The following is a 17,948-nucleotide window of genomic DNA, read 5'->3' as shown; positions in this document are numbered from 1 at the left end:
TGGATCTTTTCTGTAGAAAATATTTTGTCCTGTATATAAACGATACCGGGGCAGGAGAAACTTTATTCAAATTGGATAAACAATATTTGTGGCTTTGGTATTGGATTTTCTTTTAGTTCGTGTCCCGGTCATGTAGTATTCGGGGCGAAGTCCTCAAGAGATTATTTTCTCGGTTGTTTGAGCTTTTGAGGGTTCCGGTGAGGATTGATTGCAATGGTGAGAGTAGCGATGCAGAGACGAACTTTAGGGCGATGGGGCAGGAAATATTCTCTTTTATTCTGGGCACTTTTGTTTGTCTGCCTGTCCTGCCCAATGTGTAGCGCCGATACTGCATGGAAGGCCTGGCTCAGCTATTCGGCTGTTGAATCCTCGAAAGTATTTGGACCCGATCTAGAGGTGCCGGATGTCGTTGTCGTTCGCCAAAATTCTACTGTCGCCTTAACGGCAAGGGACGAGATCCTGAGTGGAATGCGGACGATGTTCGGAAAGGTTTTGCGCTTTCAATCGAGTGTTCCCGATAGAAGTGCAATTGTTCTCGGTACAGTAGATACCTTGCGGGCAGAGTTCCCCGAAATCTCTACAGCTGCAAAGCTGGCCCCTGAGGGGTATATCCTGCGTACTATCCAGCATCAGGGCCGGCGTTACTACCTCGTTCTCGGTCAGAGTGATATCGGAATCCTTTATGGTGCTTATGCACTTTTACGGGAGATGGCTCAAGGACACAATCTTGCTCAATTGTCAGAGGTCCAGAGTCCCGCTGTAGCTGTACGTTGGGTGAATCAATGGGACAATCTGGATGGTTCGATTGAACGGGGTTATGCCGGAAAATCTATCTTCTTTGCGGAGGGCAAGGTAGTTCCGGATCTCTCTCGTGCGGCGCAGTTCGCTCGGCTTCTGGCCTCCGTCGGGGTGAATGGCTGCACCGTAGATAATGTGAATGCCGATCTGCGCATTCTCGATTCCTCCTTCCTTCCTCAATTAGCAAGAATCGCCGAAGCCTTTCGCCCTTATGGTGTGAAGCTCTCGTTATCTGTCGATCTGAGCAGCCCTAGGGCCGTTGGGAAGCTCAGCACCTTCGACCCTCTCGACCCAACAGTAGCGGCATGGTGGAAAGAAAAAGTGGAGGAGATATACCGGCAGATTCCCGACTTTGGCGGCTTTGTCGTCAAGGCGGATTCGGAAGGGCGTCCCGGTCCTTCGCAATATAAGCGCAGTCCCGCAGATGCCGCGAATGTATTGGCTCGGGCTCTACAGCCGCATGGTGGATATGTCCTTTATCGAGGCTTTGTTTATAACCATCATTTGGATTGGACAAATCTCAAGGCCGACAGAGCACGCGCTGGTTATGACAACTTCCGGCCATATGATGGGCAATTCGAAAACAATGTCATTATCCAGATCAAGCATGGACCTATCGATTTCCAGGCTCGCGAACCTGTATCTCCGTTGTTTGCCGGGCTGCGGAAGAGCAACGAGGCGATTGAACTTCAGGTTACTCAGGAATACACCGGTCAGCAGCGGCATCTCTGTTTCCTGGTTCCCATGTGGAAAGAGGCTCTCGATACCGATATGTATGCGGTTGAAGGGCGGTCTTCAAAGGTAAAGGATATTGTTGAAGGCCATACTTTCTCTCGCCCAGTCGGCGGATTTGTTGCCGTAACGAACGTTGGATTGGATCGTTATTGGTTAGGTCATCCACTGGCCCTGGCGAATCTATACGGCTTCGGACGTCTTGCCTGGAATCCCGATCTCAGCTCGGAGCAAATAGTGCATGAGTGGACGGCTCTTACCTTTGGAACCGATCCCCGCGTATTGGAAATTGTCAGTCAGTTGGAGCTAGGCTCCTGGCCGATCTACGAAGGTTATACCGGTCCTCTTGGAGCTGGAACTCTGACGGATATTATTGGCATTCATTACGGACCTGGAATCGAATCTTCAGAACGCAACGGATGGGGGCAATGGCATCGTGGCGATACTCAGGGAATTGGAATGGATCGTACGATGGCAACCGGTACTGGCTATACCGGTCAGTATCCAAAAGAGTTACAAGAAAGGTATGAATCGCTTACGACCTGTCCGGATGAGCTGTTGCTGTTCTTTCATCACGTTTCCTATGGGTATAGGCTGCACTCCGGAAAGACCGTAGTTCAATATATTTACGATACCCATTATGAGGCGGCAGCAAGAGCCACCGCACAGGTGGGAGCTTGGAAAGAACTTCACGGTCACGTTTCCGACGAGGTGTACTCAGAAGTCTTGAGGCGCCTGACTTATCAATCTGGCCATGCGGAAGTATGGAGAGATGCGATTTGCGAATGGTTCTTGAAAATGTCGGGAATACCGGATGTTGCTGGCCGCGTAGGCCATCATCCGAATAGGACTGAAGCTGAGCAGATGGCGCTCTCCGGGTATATTCCGGTAGAGGTGCATCCCTGGGAGACAGCTTCATCCGGGAAGGCTGTAGTCTGTCAATCTTCAGCTCCCTTCTGTTCGACGAGTCTTCCCTTTCATGGAACAGCCGGATGGTATGACCTCAATATTGGCTATTTCGATCCTCTTCCTGGCGGTGCCAGGTATCAGCTCTTCAGAAACGATCAGAAGATCGATGAATGGATTAACACGGATGACCTGCCCTCGAATAAACTTGATGGGCATACTGCCACACGTCGTCGAATAAGCGGAGTATCCCTGCTACCAGGCGATATCGTGAAGGTCGTCGGGCTATCGGGAAGTAAGGATCTTGCCCCTCTGGACTTTATTGACATCGATCCAGGAAGCAGTAGAACTGAATCTGGTGACAGAACGAATTAGGTTTCTGTCTTCTTAGTAAAAGCGCCAGCTTTGAAATTTGAGTGGCGCACAGAGAAAGATCTGCAAATGAATCGAGTCGTGTCTCCTAAGAATCCTCGTGTAGCATCCAGCGAAACAGCGCGTGAAATCAATCACGATACGCTGCTACGCCTTGTCCTTTTGCACCAGCCAATCTCCCGTGCCGATCTTGCGCGCCGTTCCGGGCTGCAGCGCAGCACTGTCTCGGTGATTATCGATCAGCTGATTCGAGAAGGCTGGGTATTGGAGGGAGCTTTAGGGAAACTGCCACGAGGACGGCGTCCCACTATTCTTCATGCCAACGATCATCATGTGGTCCTTGCTGCCGATCTGCGGCCGGACTCGGTCCACGTCGCTGCCGTGAATATTAATGGAGAGATCCTTCATCGGGAGACGATTCACATTCCCGACAGCGAAGCTCCAGCCACAAGCTTCAAGCGCGTCATTCAAGAGACGACACGCATTGTACGCAGTTACCGGAAGATGTTTAAAGACCGCATCTTGGATAGAGCCGGTATCAGTGTTGCCGGACGCGTTTCCTGGAAAACACGTGAGATGCTATTTGCTCCGAATATGCGCTGGAGCCGGCCGAACCTTTTCGATGAGCTGGAAAAAGCCATGGGCATGCCTATCGTGATGGACAATGCTGCCAATACGGCGATCGTGGCCCAGCGATGGCAGGGTGACTACGCTCATATTCCCAACATGGTGAGCGTCTCGGTTTCCGAAGGAATTGGAGCTGGCATCCTTGTAAACGGAAACCTGGTCAGCGGTATGGATGATATGGCTGGGGAGTTTGGACATATTACTCTCGACCCGGATGGGCCTAGTTGCGGTTGTGGAAATCGTGGTTGTTGGGAAACCCTGGCCTCCAATCGTGCGGCATTACGCTACTACCAGGAAGAAAATCCAAAGCATCCCCTCCCTTCTTTTTCCGAGCTTGTTGCTCTGGCTAAAGAGGGGGACGTATATGCTTTGCGGGCCATCGACAGGATGGCACATCAACTGGGCCGGGGGATCTTTAACATCGTTACCAGTCTGGCACCGGAAGTCATTCTGATTGTTGGCGATTGCGCAAGCCTGTGGGGAAGAATCGGCCCGTTAATAGAAAGTCACCTGACCTCTCGAGCCCTGTCCAGGAGAATTCCACGAATTGCGGCTGCCTTGGATGGCGATGCTGCGCGGTTACGTGGAGCAGCGGTTCTTGTCTGGCAAAGAGTGCTCCTGGCACAGAATCAATCGGTAGAGGGTGCTGCGGAGTAACCGAATTGGAAGCTTGTAGATCATTACCTGGTCCGAGCTTCAGGTCGAATTGCAGAGGCCCATGGGATTCGATCCATGGGCCTGCTTCCCTATACCGTATCTTGGAGATATCTATCTTCTCAACATCTTAGGACCTTACGATGGGGAACATCGAATCCCTGCTGAGTAGCATTTCCCCACCCTGCGTTGAACCCAAGAAACCTTCAGGAACGATGTCCTGCCGTTTATTAGAAAGTTATAGGTTTGTACGCAGATCGTTAAGGTTGAAGTTACTTTTTCCCTGCTCGTACTCGGCTGGTTGTGACCATTGTGGGATTAGATATTTTAGCCACAAGGAAACACTTCATAAGGTACTGACGAATATGGCAAATACAACCGATATAGTTATCAAAGTACCAATTCAATTGAAAGAAAAAGAATAGGCTGCGTTCCCCCGACGTAGATAAGAAACCTTTTGGGCGAATCAGGAAGCATGCACGTCAAGATGCGGATGAGGCGAAGTGTTGTCTTTTGGGGGGCTCTGGCCGTTACGGCATTCCTCGGCCAATATCTATTGCAGGCACAAACTGTGACTGCAACTGTTGCTTCAGGTATCACTCCATGGTCTGGGGCAATCAATCCTGTAACAAGCAGGGTCTATATTGCCAACTATGGGGATAACAGTGTAACCGTCATCGACGGGAAGAATGGTGCTACAACTACGATAGCTGTGGGGATCAACCCTAAGGTAGTTGCTGCTAATCCGCTCACCAATAAAGTCTATGTTGCAAATTCAGGTGAACAAAGCATCAGCATCATAGACGAGACAAATGCCGTTTCCTCTACTGTCACTGTAGGTCTCAATCCCTCATCAATTGCTATTAATCCAGTCACCAATAAGATCTACGTCGCGGATTCCGGGGACAACACCGTTACGGTAGTCGATGGAGCAACAACCTCCAGCATTGCGACAGTTTCAGTCGGAACAACTCCACGTGCAATTGCGGTAAATCCGGTCACCAATAAGATTTATGTTGCAGATTTCGGAAGTAACGACATAACTGTGATCGATGGGGCAACGAACAGCACGAGCTCAGTTGCTTCGGGAACTTCTCCCAATGGAATAGCGGTTAATCCGGTCACAAACAAGATCTACGTCAGTAATTATGGCGGAAATATAACTGTAATTGATGGGGCGAGTAGTACAGCGTCGATCGTGACTACACCTGGAGGCCAGCAGGACGCGGTCGCCGTAAATGTTCTCAGCAATAAAATCTATGTTGCCAATTATGCCAGCAACGACGTTACGGTAATCGATGGCGGCACGAATGCTGTCAGTAGTGTGTCTGCTGGAACGGGTCCTATTGCTCTCGCAATAGATATTCAGACGAACAAGATCTACGTCGCCAATCATGGCGGAAATCTGACCATTATCGATGGCGCAAGCAATGGTTCGAGTCAATTTGCGACGGCGGGAATAGGGCCGCGCTGGGTGGGCGTGAATCCCCTGACAAACCGGGTTTACATTGCCAATGCCGATAGTAATGATGTGACCCTGATCGATGGAGCGAAATATTCCATAGCCGCTACGATACCTGCAGGCGCACATCCTTTTACGGTGGCTGTCAGCCCGGTAACTAACAAAATCTATGTGGGAAACAACGCGGGTGGAGACGTCACGGTGATTGACGGCGGAAACAATGCGGCCACTCCCGTGACTGCCATGCCGAATCCCTGGGCTATTGCCGTAAACGCGGTAACTGGCAAGGTCTATGTCTCGAATGACCACGGCTATGTAACCGTAATCGATGAGATGTCAAACACTCCAACGAATGTACCCGTTGGTCTTTCTCCTCGGGGTATAGTTGTAAACCCAGTCACCAATAAAATATATGTTGCCAACTGGGATAGCGGCGATGTGAGCGTAATCGATGGAGCGACGAATGCCACGACCTCGGTTCCTGTCAGCTATAACCCTCGAGGAATCGCAGTAAACCCCGTTACCAATAAAATCTATGCTGCGAACTGGTTCGGCAATAGTATTACGGTGATCGATGGAGCTACCGATACTGCTTTAAGGACGGTAGTCGTAGGCACTCAACCTCGCGCCGTTGCGGTGAATCCCGTAACAAACAAAGTCTACGTGAGTAATTGGGCCAGCAACACGATCACGGTGCTTGATGGTTCAAGCGATACAACGATTGCTACGATTCCGGTTGGAAATGCTCCTTTGGGAGATTCTCCTTATCAAATAAGCATAAATCCTCTAACGAACAAGATTTATATAGTTGAATGGGATAGCCATGAAAACACTGTTTTAGTGATCGATGGTGAAACAAATGCTGTTAGTTCTGTTGCGGTCGGCTCCTATCCTAACGATGTCACGGTGAATCCTGGGACCAACAAGGTTTATGTTGCAGGTGGAAATGGTTCTGTGACCGTTATCGATGGGACAACGAATACAACTGCATCGGTGTTTATTGGAATCACTCCTGCTGCTGTGGCAGTCAATCCAGTAACCAATAACGCTTATTTCGCAAATGAGAATACTGCGAATGTATCGGTCCTGTCGGAAGCTACGATTCAACAGGTTCCTCTAAACACCGTCGTAACCGGGGTTGCCGATGCTCATGCAATTCCAGGACTACATGTATATGGCACTACCTCTGGAAGCCCATCGTTTACTGCTACAGTGACGAGTTCGTTTTCCCCGAATGCCCTTGCATCTTCAACGCTCTATTATCAGGTTGATACCACACAGGGTGCCTGGAAACAGGCAACGGCAAATTCTGCAAGCGGAGCTAATCCTGCCAACTACAGCTTCTCCCTCGATGGAATGGAGCAGGGGCTACATATGCTGTACGTTTATGCTGCCTATGGAAATCAGGGGGCTGGGACTGCGCCAGATAGCGGCAATATAACGACGTATCCATTTCTTGTTGTATTGGGTCTGTCATCTACCTCGCTTGCCACCGATGTGAGCTCTGCAAATATGGGGTCTCCGGTGACTTTTACTGCCACCGTTTCAGGTGTTGGTAGTACGCCTACCGGCGTTGTGAATTTTATAGATAACGGAACATTTCTTGGTCAGGGCACATTGGACGGGAGTGGTCATGCGATTCTTGTAGTTTCTTCACTGGCAGCTGGTAATCATTCTATTCAAGCCATTTATCAGGGAGATGCTTCTTTCAATCGTAGTTATAGCGCCAACATTACGGAAACAATACTTACTCCAGCTATCAGCGTAGCGAGCGGCTCAAATCAGGCTATTGCTTTGGGGATGGCGTTTAGAAGCCCTCTTTCCGCTAGGGTGACAGATGCCAGTGATCAGCCTCTTGCCGGCATTGTAGTAACCTTCAGCGGTGCTGGGCTCACTTTCAGCAATGGTGGAAGGGCGACAACGGACAGTACTGGACAAGCCTCTGTCGTGGCGACTCCGACCACTATCGGATCGTTGACTGCTCACGCTGGTGTTTCAGGTGTGAGCACGATGGCTACATTTACGTTGACAGCAAATGCTGGAACTACACCCGCCGTTACGTGGTCCTCGCCTGCAGCCATCACCTATGGGACAGCTCTTAGCAGTACACAGCTGAATGCAGCGGCTTCTGTTTCTGGGAGCTTTGCCTATTCTCCTGCTGCCGGAACGGTGCCCGATGTAGGAAGTCAAAGTTTGTCTGTGACATTCACTCCAGACGATACGGCAAACTATTTGCCGGTTACAAAGACTGTAGGCTTGACCGTGAATAAGGCAACGCCGGAAATTCCCTGGTCTATGCCTATGGCGATTACCTATGGAACTGCGTTAAGCAGTGTTCAGTTGAATGCCACCTCGTCCGTTGCCGGTACGTTTACGTATAGCCCTGCATCAGGCGCAATTGTTAAGGCTGGAAATCATCTTCTAGCTGTTTCTTTCACTCCAGCCGATGCTACGAGATACAATGCTGCTTCAGCTTCGATGATGCTTGAAGTAGATAAGGCAATACCTGCGCTTACCTGGCCCAAGCCATCGGATATTGTCTATGGAACCGCATTGAGTGGAATCCAGCTAAATGCAACATCGTCTGTAGATGGTTCCTTTGCCTATAATCCCGCGGCTGGATCTGTGTTGCTGGCAGGCAGCAATATCCTTTCAGTTGTCTTTACTCCAAATGACACAGAAGATTATGCGATAGTCACAACAACAGTGCCGCTAACTGTAAAGGCGGCTAAACAAACACCGTCGATTACCTGGGCCGCACCGGTACCGATAACGTATGGCAATCCATTAGGCGCGAGCCAGCTAAATGCGACGGCTTCCGTTTCCGGAAAGTTTAGTTATAAACCGGCGCTTGGAGCGATTCTTGGGAGTGGAAATCAGACGTTATCGGTAACCTTTGATCCCGATGACACTGCAGACTATCAGTCAACCACGGCTAAGGTTGTATTGACCGTGAATAAGGCTACTCCTGTCATAAGCTGGGCGAACCCTCAGACAATAACGTATGGAACTTCTCTGAGCAGCACCCAGCTGAATGCAGCGGCTTCTGTCCCGGGAAAGTTTAGCTATAAGCCGGCACTGGGAACGGTCCTAGATAGCGGGAATCAGACATTATCGGTGACCTTTGATCCCGACGATGCGGCAAACTGTGAGTCAACGTCGGCTAAGGTTGTATTGACCGTGAATAAGGCCACTCCTGTCATAAGCTGGGCGACTCCGCAGCCGATAACGTATGGAGCCTCCTTGAGCAGTACCCAGCTGAATGCGACGGCCTCCGTCTCTGGATCTTTTGTTTATAGCCCGGCAGCCGGTACCACACCCGTGGGTGGAGACAACACCCTCTCCGTTACATTTTTCCCTGCGGACACACAGAATTATTCGGCGAGTACGGCGACCGTTGTATTAAAGGTCATGGATACCTTCTCCGTGAGTGTGACCGGTTCTCCGTCTCAGACCGTAAAACAAGGGTCTTCGATTCTCTATAGCTTTACGGTCATGCCCGGTGGGGCGTCAACTTTGCCGGATGATGTGACCTTTTCGATAGCTGGTCTGCCCTCGGGAGCCGTTGCTACATTTTCTCCGCAAGTAGTTAAAGCAGGCAGTTCCGAAACCGTTGTGACTCTTACGATCGATATGAGCCATGTTCAAACTGCGAGTGCTCTGTTTGGAAAGCCTGTTTTATTCGGCATGTTGCTGCCGTTTATGGGAATACTGCCTTTTCAAATACGGAGACAAAGAGTTTCGCGCCAACGGGTTATGATTCTGATGCTTTTCCTTGTGACATTGGGTGGACTGGCTGGATGTTCCGGCATCGTGGCATTGAAGGGGCAAGGTTCCTCGAACTCTACGAGCTATGCTGTGGTGGTGACAGCGACATGCGGAAAGTTACAGTCGTCTTCGAATTTCACCTTAGTTGTTCAGCAATAAGTTCCTGAGGTGTGGCCATTCTTTCCACCGTGTTGCAGTGATAGCAACTCAAGGAGTGTCTGTTCCGGTTCTTGAAAGAATGGCCGCGCGGATACCTGAGTGATTCCGATACTTACATCTTTAGCGAGTCCGTGTAGCCAGAAATTCTCCTTCACGCTTCCAGCTTTTTCCATCTGTGTCGAGAGCATCGCCAATCCAGCGGAAAGAGTTGGCTGTAATTTCTGTAAAGATCCAGCGTATGGGAACTCCATTCGAATGAGTTCCGACTTGAATAACTTCATTACCCTGGCGTCTGCCGATAAGCTCGTCTCGCATGCCTGTTACTGGATTTATCCAGGTCACGCGCCATGCCTGAATGGCAGGATCCCACATACGAAAGGTTGTGCCGTACATATTGCAGGTTCTGTCGATAACAGCTGTGCGATCGGTTCTTTGCGGCATGATCCAGGTGTCTTGTACCGCTCTGCCCTCCAATACTCGTCCGAAGTGCGCTTCGCCTTTAAGCTTCTGTGTAGAAACGTCGGTACGATAGAATCGGACGTCCAGCTCCCAGCTTCCGATGAGCCAGCCATAAATATCCAGATCCTCAGGAATTTCGGAGTTACGACCGGCTGCGGCCAGCGTTTGTAGGAAATCTACTTTTTCTTCAATCGTGCCAGTAGTCATCGAAAGGCTCCTAAAATACATCCAAGATGCAATCGGAGAAGGGAAGATGTATCCCTTCCGTATTGCTGGTCCGGTTATACGGCTCCCTGGGAGACGAATTCTTGGCAAAAATTGCGGTGGAACCAAAACAAAATCAGCATGGATGTGGTGGAGACACGAAAGCTGGCGCAGACCTTTCATCAAGAAGAGTTGCGCACCGTGATGCTGGTTTCTCGTTGAAAAGGGCTCTTACCCGTCGTGCAGTGACAGGATCGCGCGGAGAGATTACTTCTCGCTCGTTGGCGAGCGGTGATGATTGGTCTGTGGACGATGTTCTCTGTACCGCTGGTCCGCAAGATCGTTCTTTTGAAGAACGGCACTCAACCTTTTCCATCGCGCTTGTTATTCAAGGCAGTTTCCAATATCGGACCGGACTTGGTGGCCGCTCAACGGCAACTCGTGAATTGATGATGCCAGGTTCACTTTTGCTTGGTAATCCAGGACAGAGTTTTGAATGTGGACACGAGCATGGTACTGGAGACCGTTGCATTGCTTTCCACTACTCAGAAGCGATGTTCGAAGATCTTGCCTCAAGTGCGGGGGATAGAAGTCAACGGCCAGTTTTTCAAGCGATAAGGGTTCCACCTTTGCGGTCTTTATCTCCCTTGGTGGCTGGCGCTCTTGCTGGCCTTATGTACGGAAGAGTTGTTTCTTGGGAAGAGCTGGGTATTCGCTTAGCTGTTCAGACAATGAAGCTTGTGGGGGATTTCTCTCCTCGGACTGGCACGACTATACCAATGGCAGAGGAACGGGTAACACGTGTTATTCGGATGATGGAGCATGAGCCAAGTGCCGACTTCACTCTTCAGCAGCTGGCAAAGATAGCGAGGTTAAGTGCATACCATTTCTTACGTGTCTTCGAGCAGGTCACAGGACTAACACCTCATCAATATGTCCTTCGGTCCCGCCTGCGTCAGGCAGCTGTCAGGTTGATGGATGAACCTCGGAAGGTCCTCGATATTGCTTTCGACTGTGGGTTCGGAGATGTATCGAACTTTAACCGGGCCTTTCGTTCGGAATTCGGAGTGAGCCCTCGCCAATACCGCAGGCAAGGGCCTGTCCTTATCTCATAGACTCTTCGGTCTCGTTCAACCATCCGGGAGACTTCAAGATTTCGCGTGGCTTCGATCCATCGGCAGGTCCAACGAGTCCGTCACGCTCCATCATGTCGATCAGATGTGCAGCGCGGCCATAACCAATGCGGAGACGCCTTTGCAGCAGAGATGTCGAGGCTTTTCCAAATTCAAAGACGAGCCTTACCGCATCGTCGAAGAGTTCATCGTTGTCCTCTTCTCCACCGCCATCACCGTCAAGATCGCGTCCTTTTTCGTCCTTAGGCGATTCCAGGAAGCCTTCGGCATACTGCGCTTCGCCTTGATTCTTCCAGAACTCCACGACAGCTGCAGTTTCCTTTTCCGTAACGAAGGGAGCATGCAAACGCTGTAGCCGCGAGGTTCCGGGTGGCAGGAAGAGCATGTCGCCGCGACCTAACAGGCTCTCTGCACCGTTCGAGTCCAGGATAGTGCGTGAGTCCACCTTGGTTGCCAACCGGAAGGAAATACGTGTTGGAACATTAGCTTTGATCAATCCGGTGATGACATCGACCGATGGCCGCTGCGTTGCAAGCACAAGGTGTATTCCGACGGCGCGAGCCATCTGGGCCAGACGTGTAATGGCTTCTTCTACATTGGCCTTATCGAGCATCATCAAATCGGCCAACTCATCAATGATGATCAGGATGTATGGAAGTGGTCCCTGTTCGTCATCATCCTCAAAGAGGCTGCCATTCTCGAAGAGCTTATTGAATTGATCGATGTTCCGAACGCTGCGCGAGGCTAACAGTTTGAGTCTGCGTTCCATTTCACGGACCGCATTTTTCAGAGCGTTAGCTGCCAGCTTAGGTTCGGTGATGATCGGCGTAAAGAGATGAGGGATACCGTCATACATTCCCAGTTCTACGCGCTTGGGATCGACCAGGATCATGCGCACCTGTTCCGGTGTGCAGCGGTAGAGGATGGACATGATCATGGCATTGATGGCGACGGACTTACCGCTTCCTGTAGAACCTGCGATGAGCACGTGAGGCATCGTGGCTAAATCTGCCGTTACGATGCGGCCATTAATGTCCTTCCCCATGGAAAGGGTAAGCCTGGATTTTGCCTTAATGAAGGTGTCTGACTCGATAATGTCGCGCAGCCAGATGGTATCGCGATCATGGTTTGGCACCTGAATGCCGACGGTGCTTTTACCTGCCATGCGCTCGATCAGGATGCTTTCGGCACTCATTGCCAAACAGAGATCTTCTGCCAGTCCTGTCACGCGGCTATATTTCACGCCAGGATCAGGTTTGAATTCGAAGGTCGTGACAACAGGGCCGGGGTTGATTTGCGTCACTTGTCCGCGGACATCGAATTCGCCGCACTTTTCTACAAGGATCTGCGCCTCTTCCCGCAGTTCGTCTTCCCGAACAACCTGAGGTGTCTCACTACGGAAGAGCAGGGAACTCGGTGGCAATTTGTAACCGCTAACGTGCTTTTGCGTGACGGTTACGGGTTGTAGTGCTGCATCAGCTCGCTCGTTGACAGCGATTCCGGAGGTCTGGGGTTTTGCTTGTGGAGCTGGTTGCTCGGCAACGGGCTGCGGTTGGCGGATTGGTTCGGTGATCTTCGGCTCTGGAACAGGCTCAGGTTCGGGGTCGGGAACCACTGCCCGTGGCATTTCGTCCCAGAGGGTTGCCGGAGCTTCCGGTTCAGGATATAGCTCGGCAAAGCCATCCTGACGGCGCACTGCTGGAACATCCAGATCGTCGATAGGGCTTTCCGGATTGTGCCTTTTCCGTTTGGCTTCTTTCTCTGCTGCCTTCCTGGCTCTTTCGGCGGCACGCCTCTCCTGTGCTTCGGCCTTACGAGCCTGGCGGCGTTTTTTCCAGTTATTCCAGCGATCACGCCAGGCATGTATGAAGGCCATGCGTATCGCAAGCGTTTCGCTAGCAGTGCTGAAGCTGAAGGTGGTGCTGAGATAAATGCCGATGCCTACGACCGTAATGGCAACGACGCAGGCTCCAGGGAAGTTCAGATAGGTGATGAGCTCGTCTGCTACCAGGCGTCCCAGGAGGCCTTCAATAGGAATGGCGTGAGCCCAATGCAGATGTCCTGGCAAGAGCGCTGCCAAGGTTGGGGTAAAGATTGAGCAGAGTGTCAGGCCTGCCAGTTTCGATTTTGGTGAACCGGTTGGACGTGACCGAAGCCATGTGTAGCCCAAGGCTCCCAGGTATACCGGGAAGCAGAAGGCCGCAATGCCTTCGATCTGCAGGAGCAAATCGCTCAGATTGGCTCCGACAACTCCAACCCAATTGCGAACGGGCCGTCCTGTTGTGTATCCCCCGATGGTATTGAGGGAGGGGTCCGTTGCGTGATACGAAACAAGAGCGAGGAAAAGGAGTGCCGCGGCCACCAGCAGAATAAGCCCAATCATTTCATTGAGGCGGCGGTGACGAGTGGGTGTAAGTACCAGTTTGATTGGCTTCATTCAGAGCGTGCGGCGTGCTTTCTCGGCGTCGAGTGAGGACGCAGGAGGCACAACCCCGTTTTCAGTCGTAGAGAGTAGAGCCCCGTGCCTTGCTTGCAGGCAGCGGATCCTGAAAACGAGATATTGAGACACCAGAGCAGTATTGATTATCCCAAAGATGGGATGGGCCCAAGCAGGAGAAAATGTGATCCGGCTCCTGAGGGTATCGACTTCGGAAACCGGGGAAAATTGATCCGGTAGAGGTATTTGCCTGTCTGGTTTGTCAACTATTGCCAATAAAGGAGTTAGCAGAGGAGCGGCAGGGAGTTGCTACTGAGCACTTCGGGAGAATAAATCTTGCGCGGCGGGGGTCCTGCGGTTCGAACTATCGCTGTCCCATCCTCATTGCAGGGGCATGAGACAGCGATGTTCCAGATTTCAGCTTTAACCGAGCTTTACGCCCTTGAGCAGGAGTCCCAGAAGAACGATGCCCAGGATGATGCGGTAAACAGCAAACGGCACAAAGCCATGATTTCGAACCCACTGCAGAAACCACTCTACAACGCCCAGAGCAACGACAAAGGAGACGATAAAGCCGATTGCCAGGATCACCCAGTCATGTCCGGTCATTACCAGCGGAGCAATTGCGGCTGTGGCTTCGGAGGTGTGGGGATGAAGCGTCTTTAGAAGGTCATATCCGGTTGCCGCAATCATGGTCGGGATTGAGACCAGGAAGCTGAATTCCAGAGCTGCCGGGCGCGTCATATTGGCGATTTGTCCCGCTGCGATGGTGGACATGGAACGGGAGGTTCCGGGGAAGACCGCCGAAGTCACCTGACACAGGCCAATCCAGATTGCCTGCAGGAGGGACATTTCTTCGACATCTTTTGTCTCCGGATCGCGCCGGTCGCTGATGGCATCGACAACCCACATGATGATGCCGCCGATCAGCAGCGAAAAGGCCATGACGTACAGGCTCTCCAGATGCTTTCCGATGACCTTGGTAAAGAGGAGAGATGGCGCGGCTGTAAAGAAGAAAGCAACAATCGTGAGAGTAAGCGGGTGATTGAGTACTGTCCGATCCCCGTTTTCTCCCTTGGGGAAGGTACGAATGAAATCCACCACTCGACCCAGGAAGAGCAGCAAGAGTGCCAAAATAGCGCCAAGCTGAATCACGATGGTGTACATCTTCCAGTAGGGGCTGGTCAGGTCAATATGTAGCAACGCCTCCACAATCCGGAGGTGTGCCGTCGAGCTTACAGGTAAAAATTCTGTCAGGCCTTCGACGATCCCCAGCAGTACAGACAAGATGTAATCGTTCAAAGCTAGATTGGTCCTTTCGTAATATCCAGGCGGCGGCTATAGCCATTCTCTCTGACACGAGTCGATCAATATCGACATCCAGTAGATGCAGTCAGGGAAAAGCCGGTCTTATTCGCGCTCATTTCCGTAGATAGGAATACCCTGTTCCAATTTGTACACCAGGCTCTGTGCTCTTGCCGCATAATCCGAAGCTGCAAAATGACTTTGTAACCTTGCAGCTAAATCTAGAGCGTGTTTCTTGGCTTCTTCAGAGCGCTTGCGGTTGTTATCTGCATCATACATGTCCACCAGTACGGACTGACGCCATGCGGCGTTGTAGAGCGCCTCTGCGGTCTTGGGACCGTCGGGATGTTCCGCCGCGTATTTCTCGTAGATGTTGGTTTCTTTCTCTGGACACTTTTCGGAGCCTTGCCAGTCACCGCAGACCTGATTGTCAATGCGGTCATAGGCTGCCAGATCTGCCCACTTGCTGCCCGGATATTTCTTCTCGATCTTCTTGAGCTCGTCATCGTCCAGACGCTCGCGGACATAATTTTCCTTTTCTTTCGCGCTAGGACGAGAGAAGGCGTCAGCTTTCTGCAACTGCCAACGAATGTCGGCGGCACGCCATGCTCCTTCAGGAGAAAGATTGGAGCTGGGAAAGAAATCTACCAGACGGCGGTAGAGTAGGCGCGCATCCTGTGCGGCTCGTGGAGGAGAGTGTGGCTCGCTAGCTGCCCGTTCCTGTGTGGCGGCCTCACCATAGAGAATTAGATCTCCCTTAGGCGTCGAGTCCGAGACGACTCCCTTCTCTTCCATCCACCCGGAGATTGGTGGAGGAGCTGCCTCTTGTCCAAAGATCGGAGCATCCTTTTCGTGCGCCTCTATGGTGTCGGTGTTTGCGAAAACGCGTAGCCATTTTCCGCTATGTTCTGCAATCACCATCTCCCGGCCCGGAGTAATGCGGCCTACTTTCGCTGCCCCTTTATCCGGAGCGACGTAGAGCATCGTTTCTCGAAGGACGGTTGCGCGTTGCCCATGGGGAGGTGCTGCCTGATCTTGAGCGAAGGCAGCTGAAACCAGCAGGGTCGAAACAAAAGCAAGTTGCAAATGTAGTTTCCGCATCGCGGATAGAATACGTGAGTTCATCGCCGGTCCGTCTTCTTTCTGGTGCTGCGATAGATGGAGATCTACTCTATGCTTCGTCTAGTACTGCTTTTAAGACGTTTGGTTCTACATTTCCGCCACTTACGACTGCAACTGCTTTTTTGTATGAGGGCAAAGAAGCAGAGTGGAATAACAGTGCTGCTGCGGTTACAGCGCCGCTTGGCTCCGGAACTAATCTGGAGCGAAAGACGATTTCGCGCATGGCTGCCCGAATTTCCTCTTCTGTAACGGTGACCATAGCATCCACAAAAGCGCGCAGATGGGCGAAGTTCTTTTCCCCGATATTCTGGGTTCTCAAACCATCGGCCAGCGTGCGAGCGGTCTGCTCTGTCGTATAGGTGACGATATGGCCGGTGTGGAAACTCTCTGAGGCATCAGCTGCTAGAGAAGGTTCGACTCCGATCACTTTGATCTCAGGGCGGCTCAACTTGATTGCGGCTGCAATTCCGCTCAAAAGTCCCCCTCCACCTGTAGGAACGAGAACCAGGTCGACTTCGGGAAGGTCTTCCAAAATTTCAAGCCCACAAGTTCCCTGTCCGGCAATGATTTCCAGATCGTTATATGGAGGAATGATGGAGTAGCCGCAATTTGCTGCCAGTTCCTCGGCCTTCTGCTGGCGTTCTATGCTGGATGGGCCTACCGATACAATTTCGGCCCCCAAGGAAACCGTCGCCTGCCGCTTTACCTCCGGGGCATTGGTCGGCATAACGATTACCGCCTTAATCCCTAAAACCCGGGCAGCATAAGCGACTCCCTGAGCATGATTCCCACTGGAATAGGCAATTACTCCCCGGCTGCGTTGCTCTTCCGAGAGACTGGCGATCTTGTTGTATGCACCGCGTAGCTTGAAGCTTCCAATCGGTTGAAGGCTCTCAGCTTTCAGAAATGCCTGATCTTGAAGATTGGGCGATTCCAGACGGACTAGCGGAGTATGGACAGCTACGCCGGAAATCCGCTTTTGAGCCTGCTGGATCTCATGGAGTTGAAGCAATTCTTCCTGTGCCATATATCTCAATCGTACTGGATTTTGGTCCAACTGCCCTTGTGCCGTACGGCAGGGACTGCGTCCTTTACCCCTTGATTTGCTCGCTATTGCCGGAAGATTTACCTTTCGAGTGTGTTGTTGAGAGCCGGCACGATTGCGGCCGGTCGCAAGTTATATCTTCGAGGAGGGCCATGACGGACCAATTTTCTCTGGATCTGCCACGTACAGCTGTACTTAGCATGGATCTTCAGATCCCCATTACAGATATCTATCTCAAGGAAGATGGTGAATTTCTGGAACGGACTGCGCAGCTGATGAAGAGCGCCAGAGATCGTCAGCTAAGGATTATTCATGCCAAGATCGGTTTCCGGCCTGGAGTTCCCGAGGTAGGCTCGGGTAATCCTCTATACGGCACGGTAAAGAGCTTCGTCGAACAACACGACATGTCTATTCACCCAGAGGTTGGGCCTGTTGGCGAGGAAGTTGTTATTGCCAAGCATCGAACCAGTGCCTTTACAGGTACCGCTCTGGACATGATCTTGAGAGCGCAGGGAATCAAGACTCTTGTGTTGTTTGGCATTTCTACGAGCGGAGTTGTACTTTCAACGCTTCTTCAGGCCGCTGACGCTGATTATCAGACAATTGTGATTAAGGATTGCTGCGCCGATTTGGATGCCGAAGTACACAACTGCCTGATCGATAAGGTATTTCCTCAGACGCCCATGACGCAGGTACTGAGTGCAGCAGAATTTATGGATTTGTTGAAGTGACCCAACTCTTGTAGGCAGCAAAAGCTGAGGGAAG

10 protein-coding genes are annotated in these 17,948 nt (G+C 51.4%); 5 read left to right on the top strand and 5 right to left on the bottom strand.

Features of this window, described 5'->3' with window-relative positions; translation table 11 throughout:
- Window positions 1-228 precede the first annotated feature (228 nt).
- The 3 genes from AC6I7T_RS10025 (at window position 229) to AC6I7T_RS10015 (ending at window position 9,478) form a co-directional block, all read left to right on the top strand.
- Entirely contained in the window at window positions 229-2,811 is a 2,583-nt protein-coding gene (locus tag AC6I7T_RS10025; RefSeq protein ID WP_497793243.1) for an alpha-glucuronidase family glycosyl hydrolase, read from the top strand.
- A gap of 66 nt (window positions 2,812-2,877) precedes the next feature.
- Window positions 2,878-4,092, top strand: a complete 1,215-nt coding sequence (locus AC6I7T_RS10020) for an ROK family transcriptional regulator (RefSeq protein ID WP_497793242.1) — start codon at window positions 2,878-2,880, stop codon at window positions 4,090-4,092.
- A 490-nt stretch (window positions 4,093-4,582) separates the two neighbouring features.
- On the top strand, window positions 4,583-9,478 hold the full coding sequence (locus AC6I7T_RS10015; RefSeq protein WP_497793241.1) for an Ig-like domain repeat protein: 4,896 nt from the start codon (window positions 4,583-4,585) through the stop codon (window positions 9,476-9,478).
- A 120-nt stretch (window positions 9,479-9,598) separates the two neighbouring features.
- Here the strand turns inward: AC6I7T_RS10015 and AC6I7T_RS10010 are convergent, their stop codons facing one another.
- On the bottom strand, window positions 9,599-10,144 hold the full coding sequence (locus AC6I7T_RS10010) for a hypothetical protein (RefSeq protein WP_497793240.1): 546 nt from the start codon (window positions 10,142-10,144) through the stop codon (window positions 9,599-9,601).
- Window positions 10,145-10,245: 101 nt separating this feature from the next.
- On the opposite strand from AC6I7T_RS10010, the gene AC6I7T_RS10005 reads away from it, so the two are divergent.
- A complete protein-coding gene (locus AC6I7T_RS10005) occupies window positions 10,246-11,256 on the top strand; it encodes a helix-turn-helix domain-containing protein (RefSeq protein WP_497793238.1) in 1,011 nt (336 codons plus the stop codon).
- Here AC6I7T_RS10005 and AC6I7T_RS10000 read toward each other — a convergent pair.
- From AC6I7T_RS10000 to AC6I7T_RS09985, 4 genes are all read right to left on the bottom strand, one after another.
- A complete protein-coding gene (locus tag AC6I7T_RS10000) occupies window positions 11,246-13,711 on the bottom strand; it encodes a DNA translocase FtsK (RefSeq protein WP_497793237.1) in 2,466 nt (821 codons plus the stop codon). The two genes, AC6I7T_RS10005 and AC6I7T_RS10000, sit on opposite strands and share 11 nt — an antisense overlap.
- A 423-nt stretch (window positions 13,712-14,134) precedes the next feature.
- Entirely contained in the window at window positions 14,135-15,013 is an 879-nt protein-coding gene (locus AC6I7T_RS09995; RefSeq protein ID WP_497793235.1) for an undecaprenyl-diphosphate phosphatase, read from the bottom strand.
- 108 nt (window positions 15,014-15,121) lie between these two features.
- Complete coding sequence (locus AC6I7T_RS09990) at window positions 15,122-16,141, bottom strand: tetratricopeptide repeat protein (RefSeq protein ID WP_497793234.1); 1,020 nt, start codon at window positions 16,139-16,141, stop codon at window positions 15,122-15,124.
- Between the two features lie 46 nt (window positions 16,142-16,187).
- Window positions 16,188-17,165: a threonine ammonia-lyase gene (locus AC6I7T_RS09985; RefSeq protein ID WP_497793233.1), complete on the bottom strand. Its 978-nt coding sequence runs from the start codon at window positions 17,163-17,165 to the stop codon at window positions 16,188-16,190.
- A 170-nt stretch (window positions 17,166-17,335) separates the two neighbouring features.
- On the opposite strand from AC6I7T_RS09985, the gene AC6I7T_RS09980 reads away from it, so the two are divergent.
- Entirely contained in the window at window positions 17,336-17,914 is a 579-nt protein-coding gene (locus AC6I7T_RS09980; RefSeq protein ID WP_497793232.1) for a cysteine hydrolase family protein, read from the top strand.
- Window positions 17,915-17,948 lie beyond the last annotated feature (34 nt).

It is taken from the genome of Humiphilus diazotrophicus, from assembly GCF_059726315.1.
This window is presented reverse-complemented; position numbering and strand designations above follow the sequence as displayed.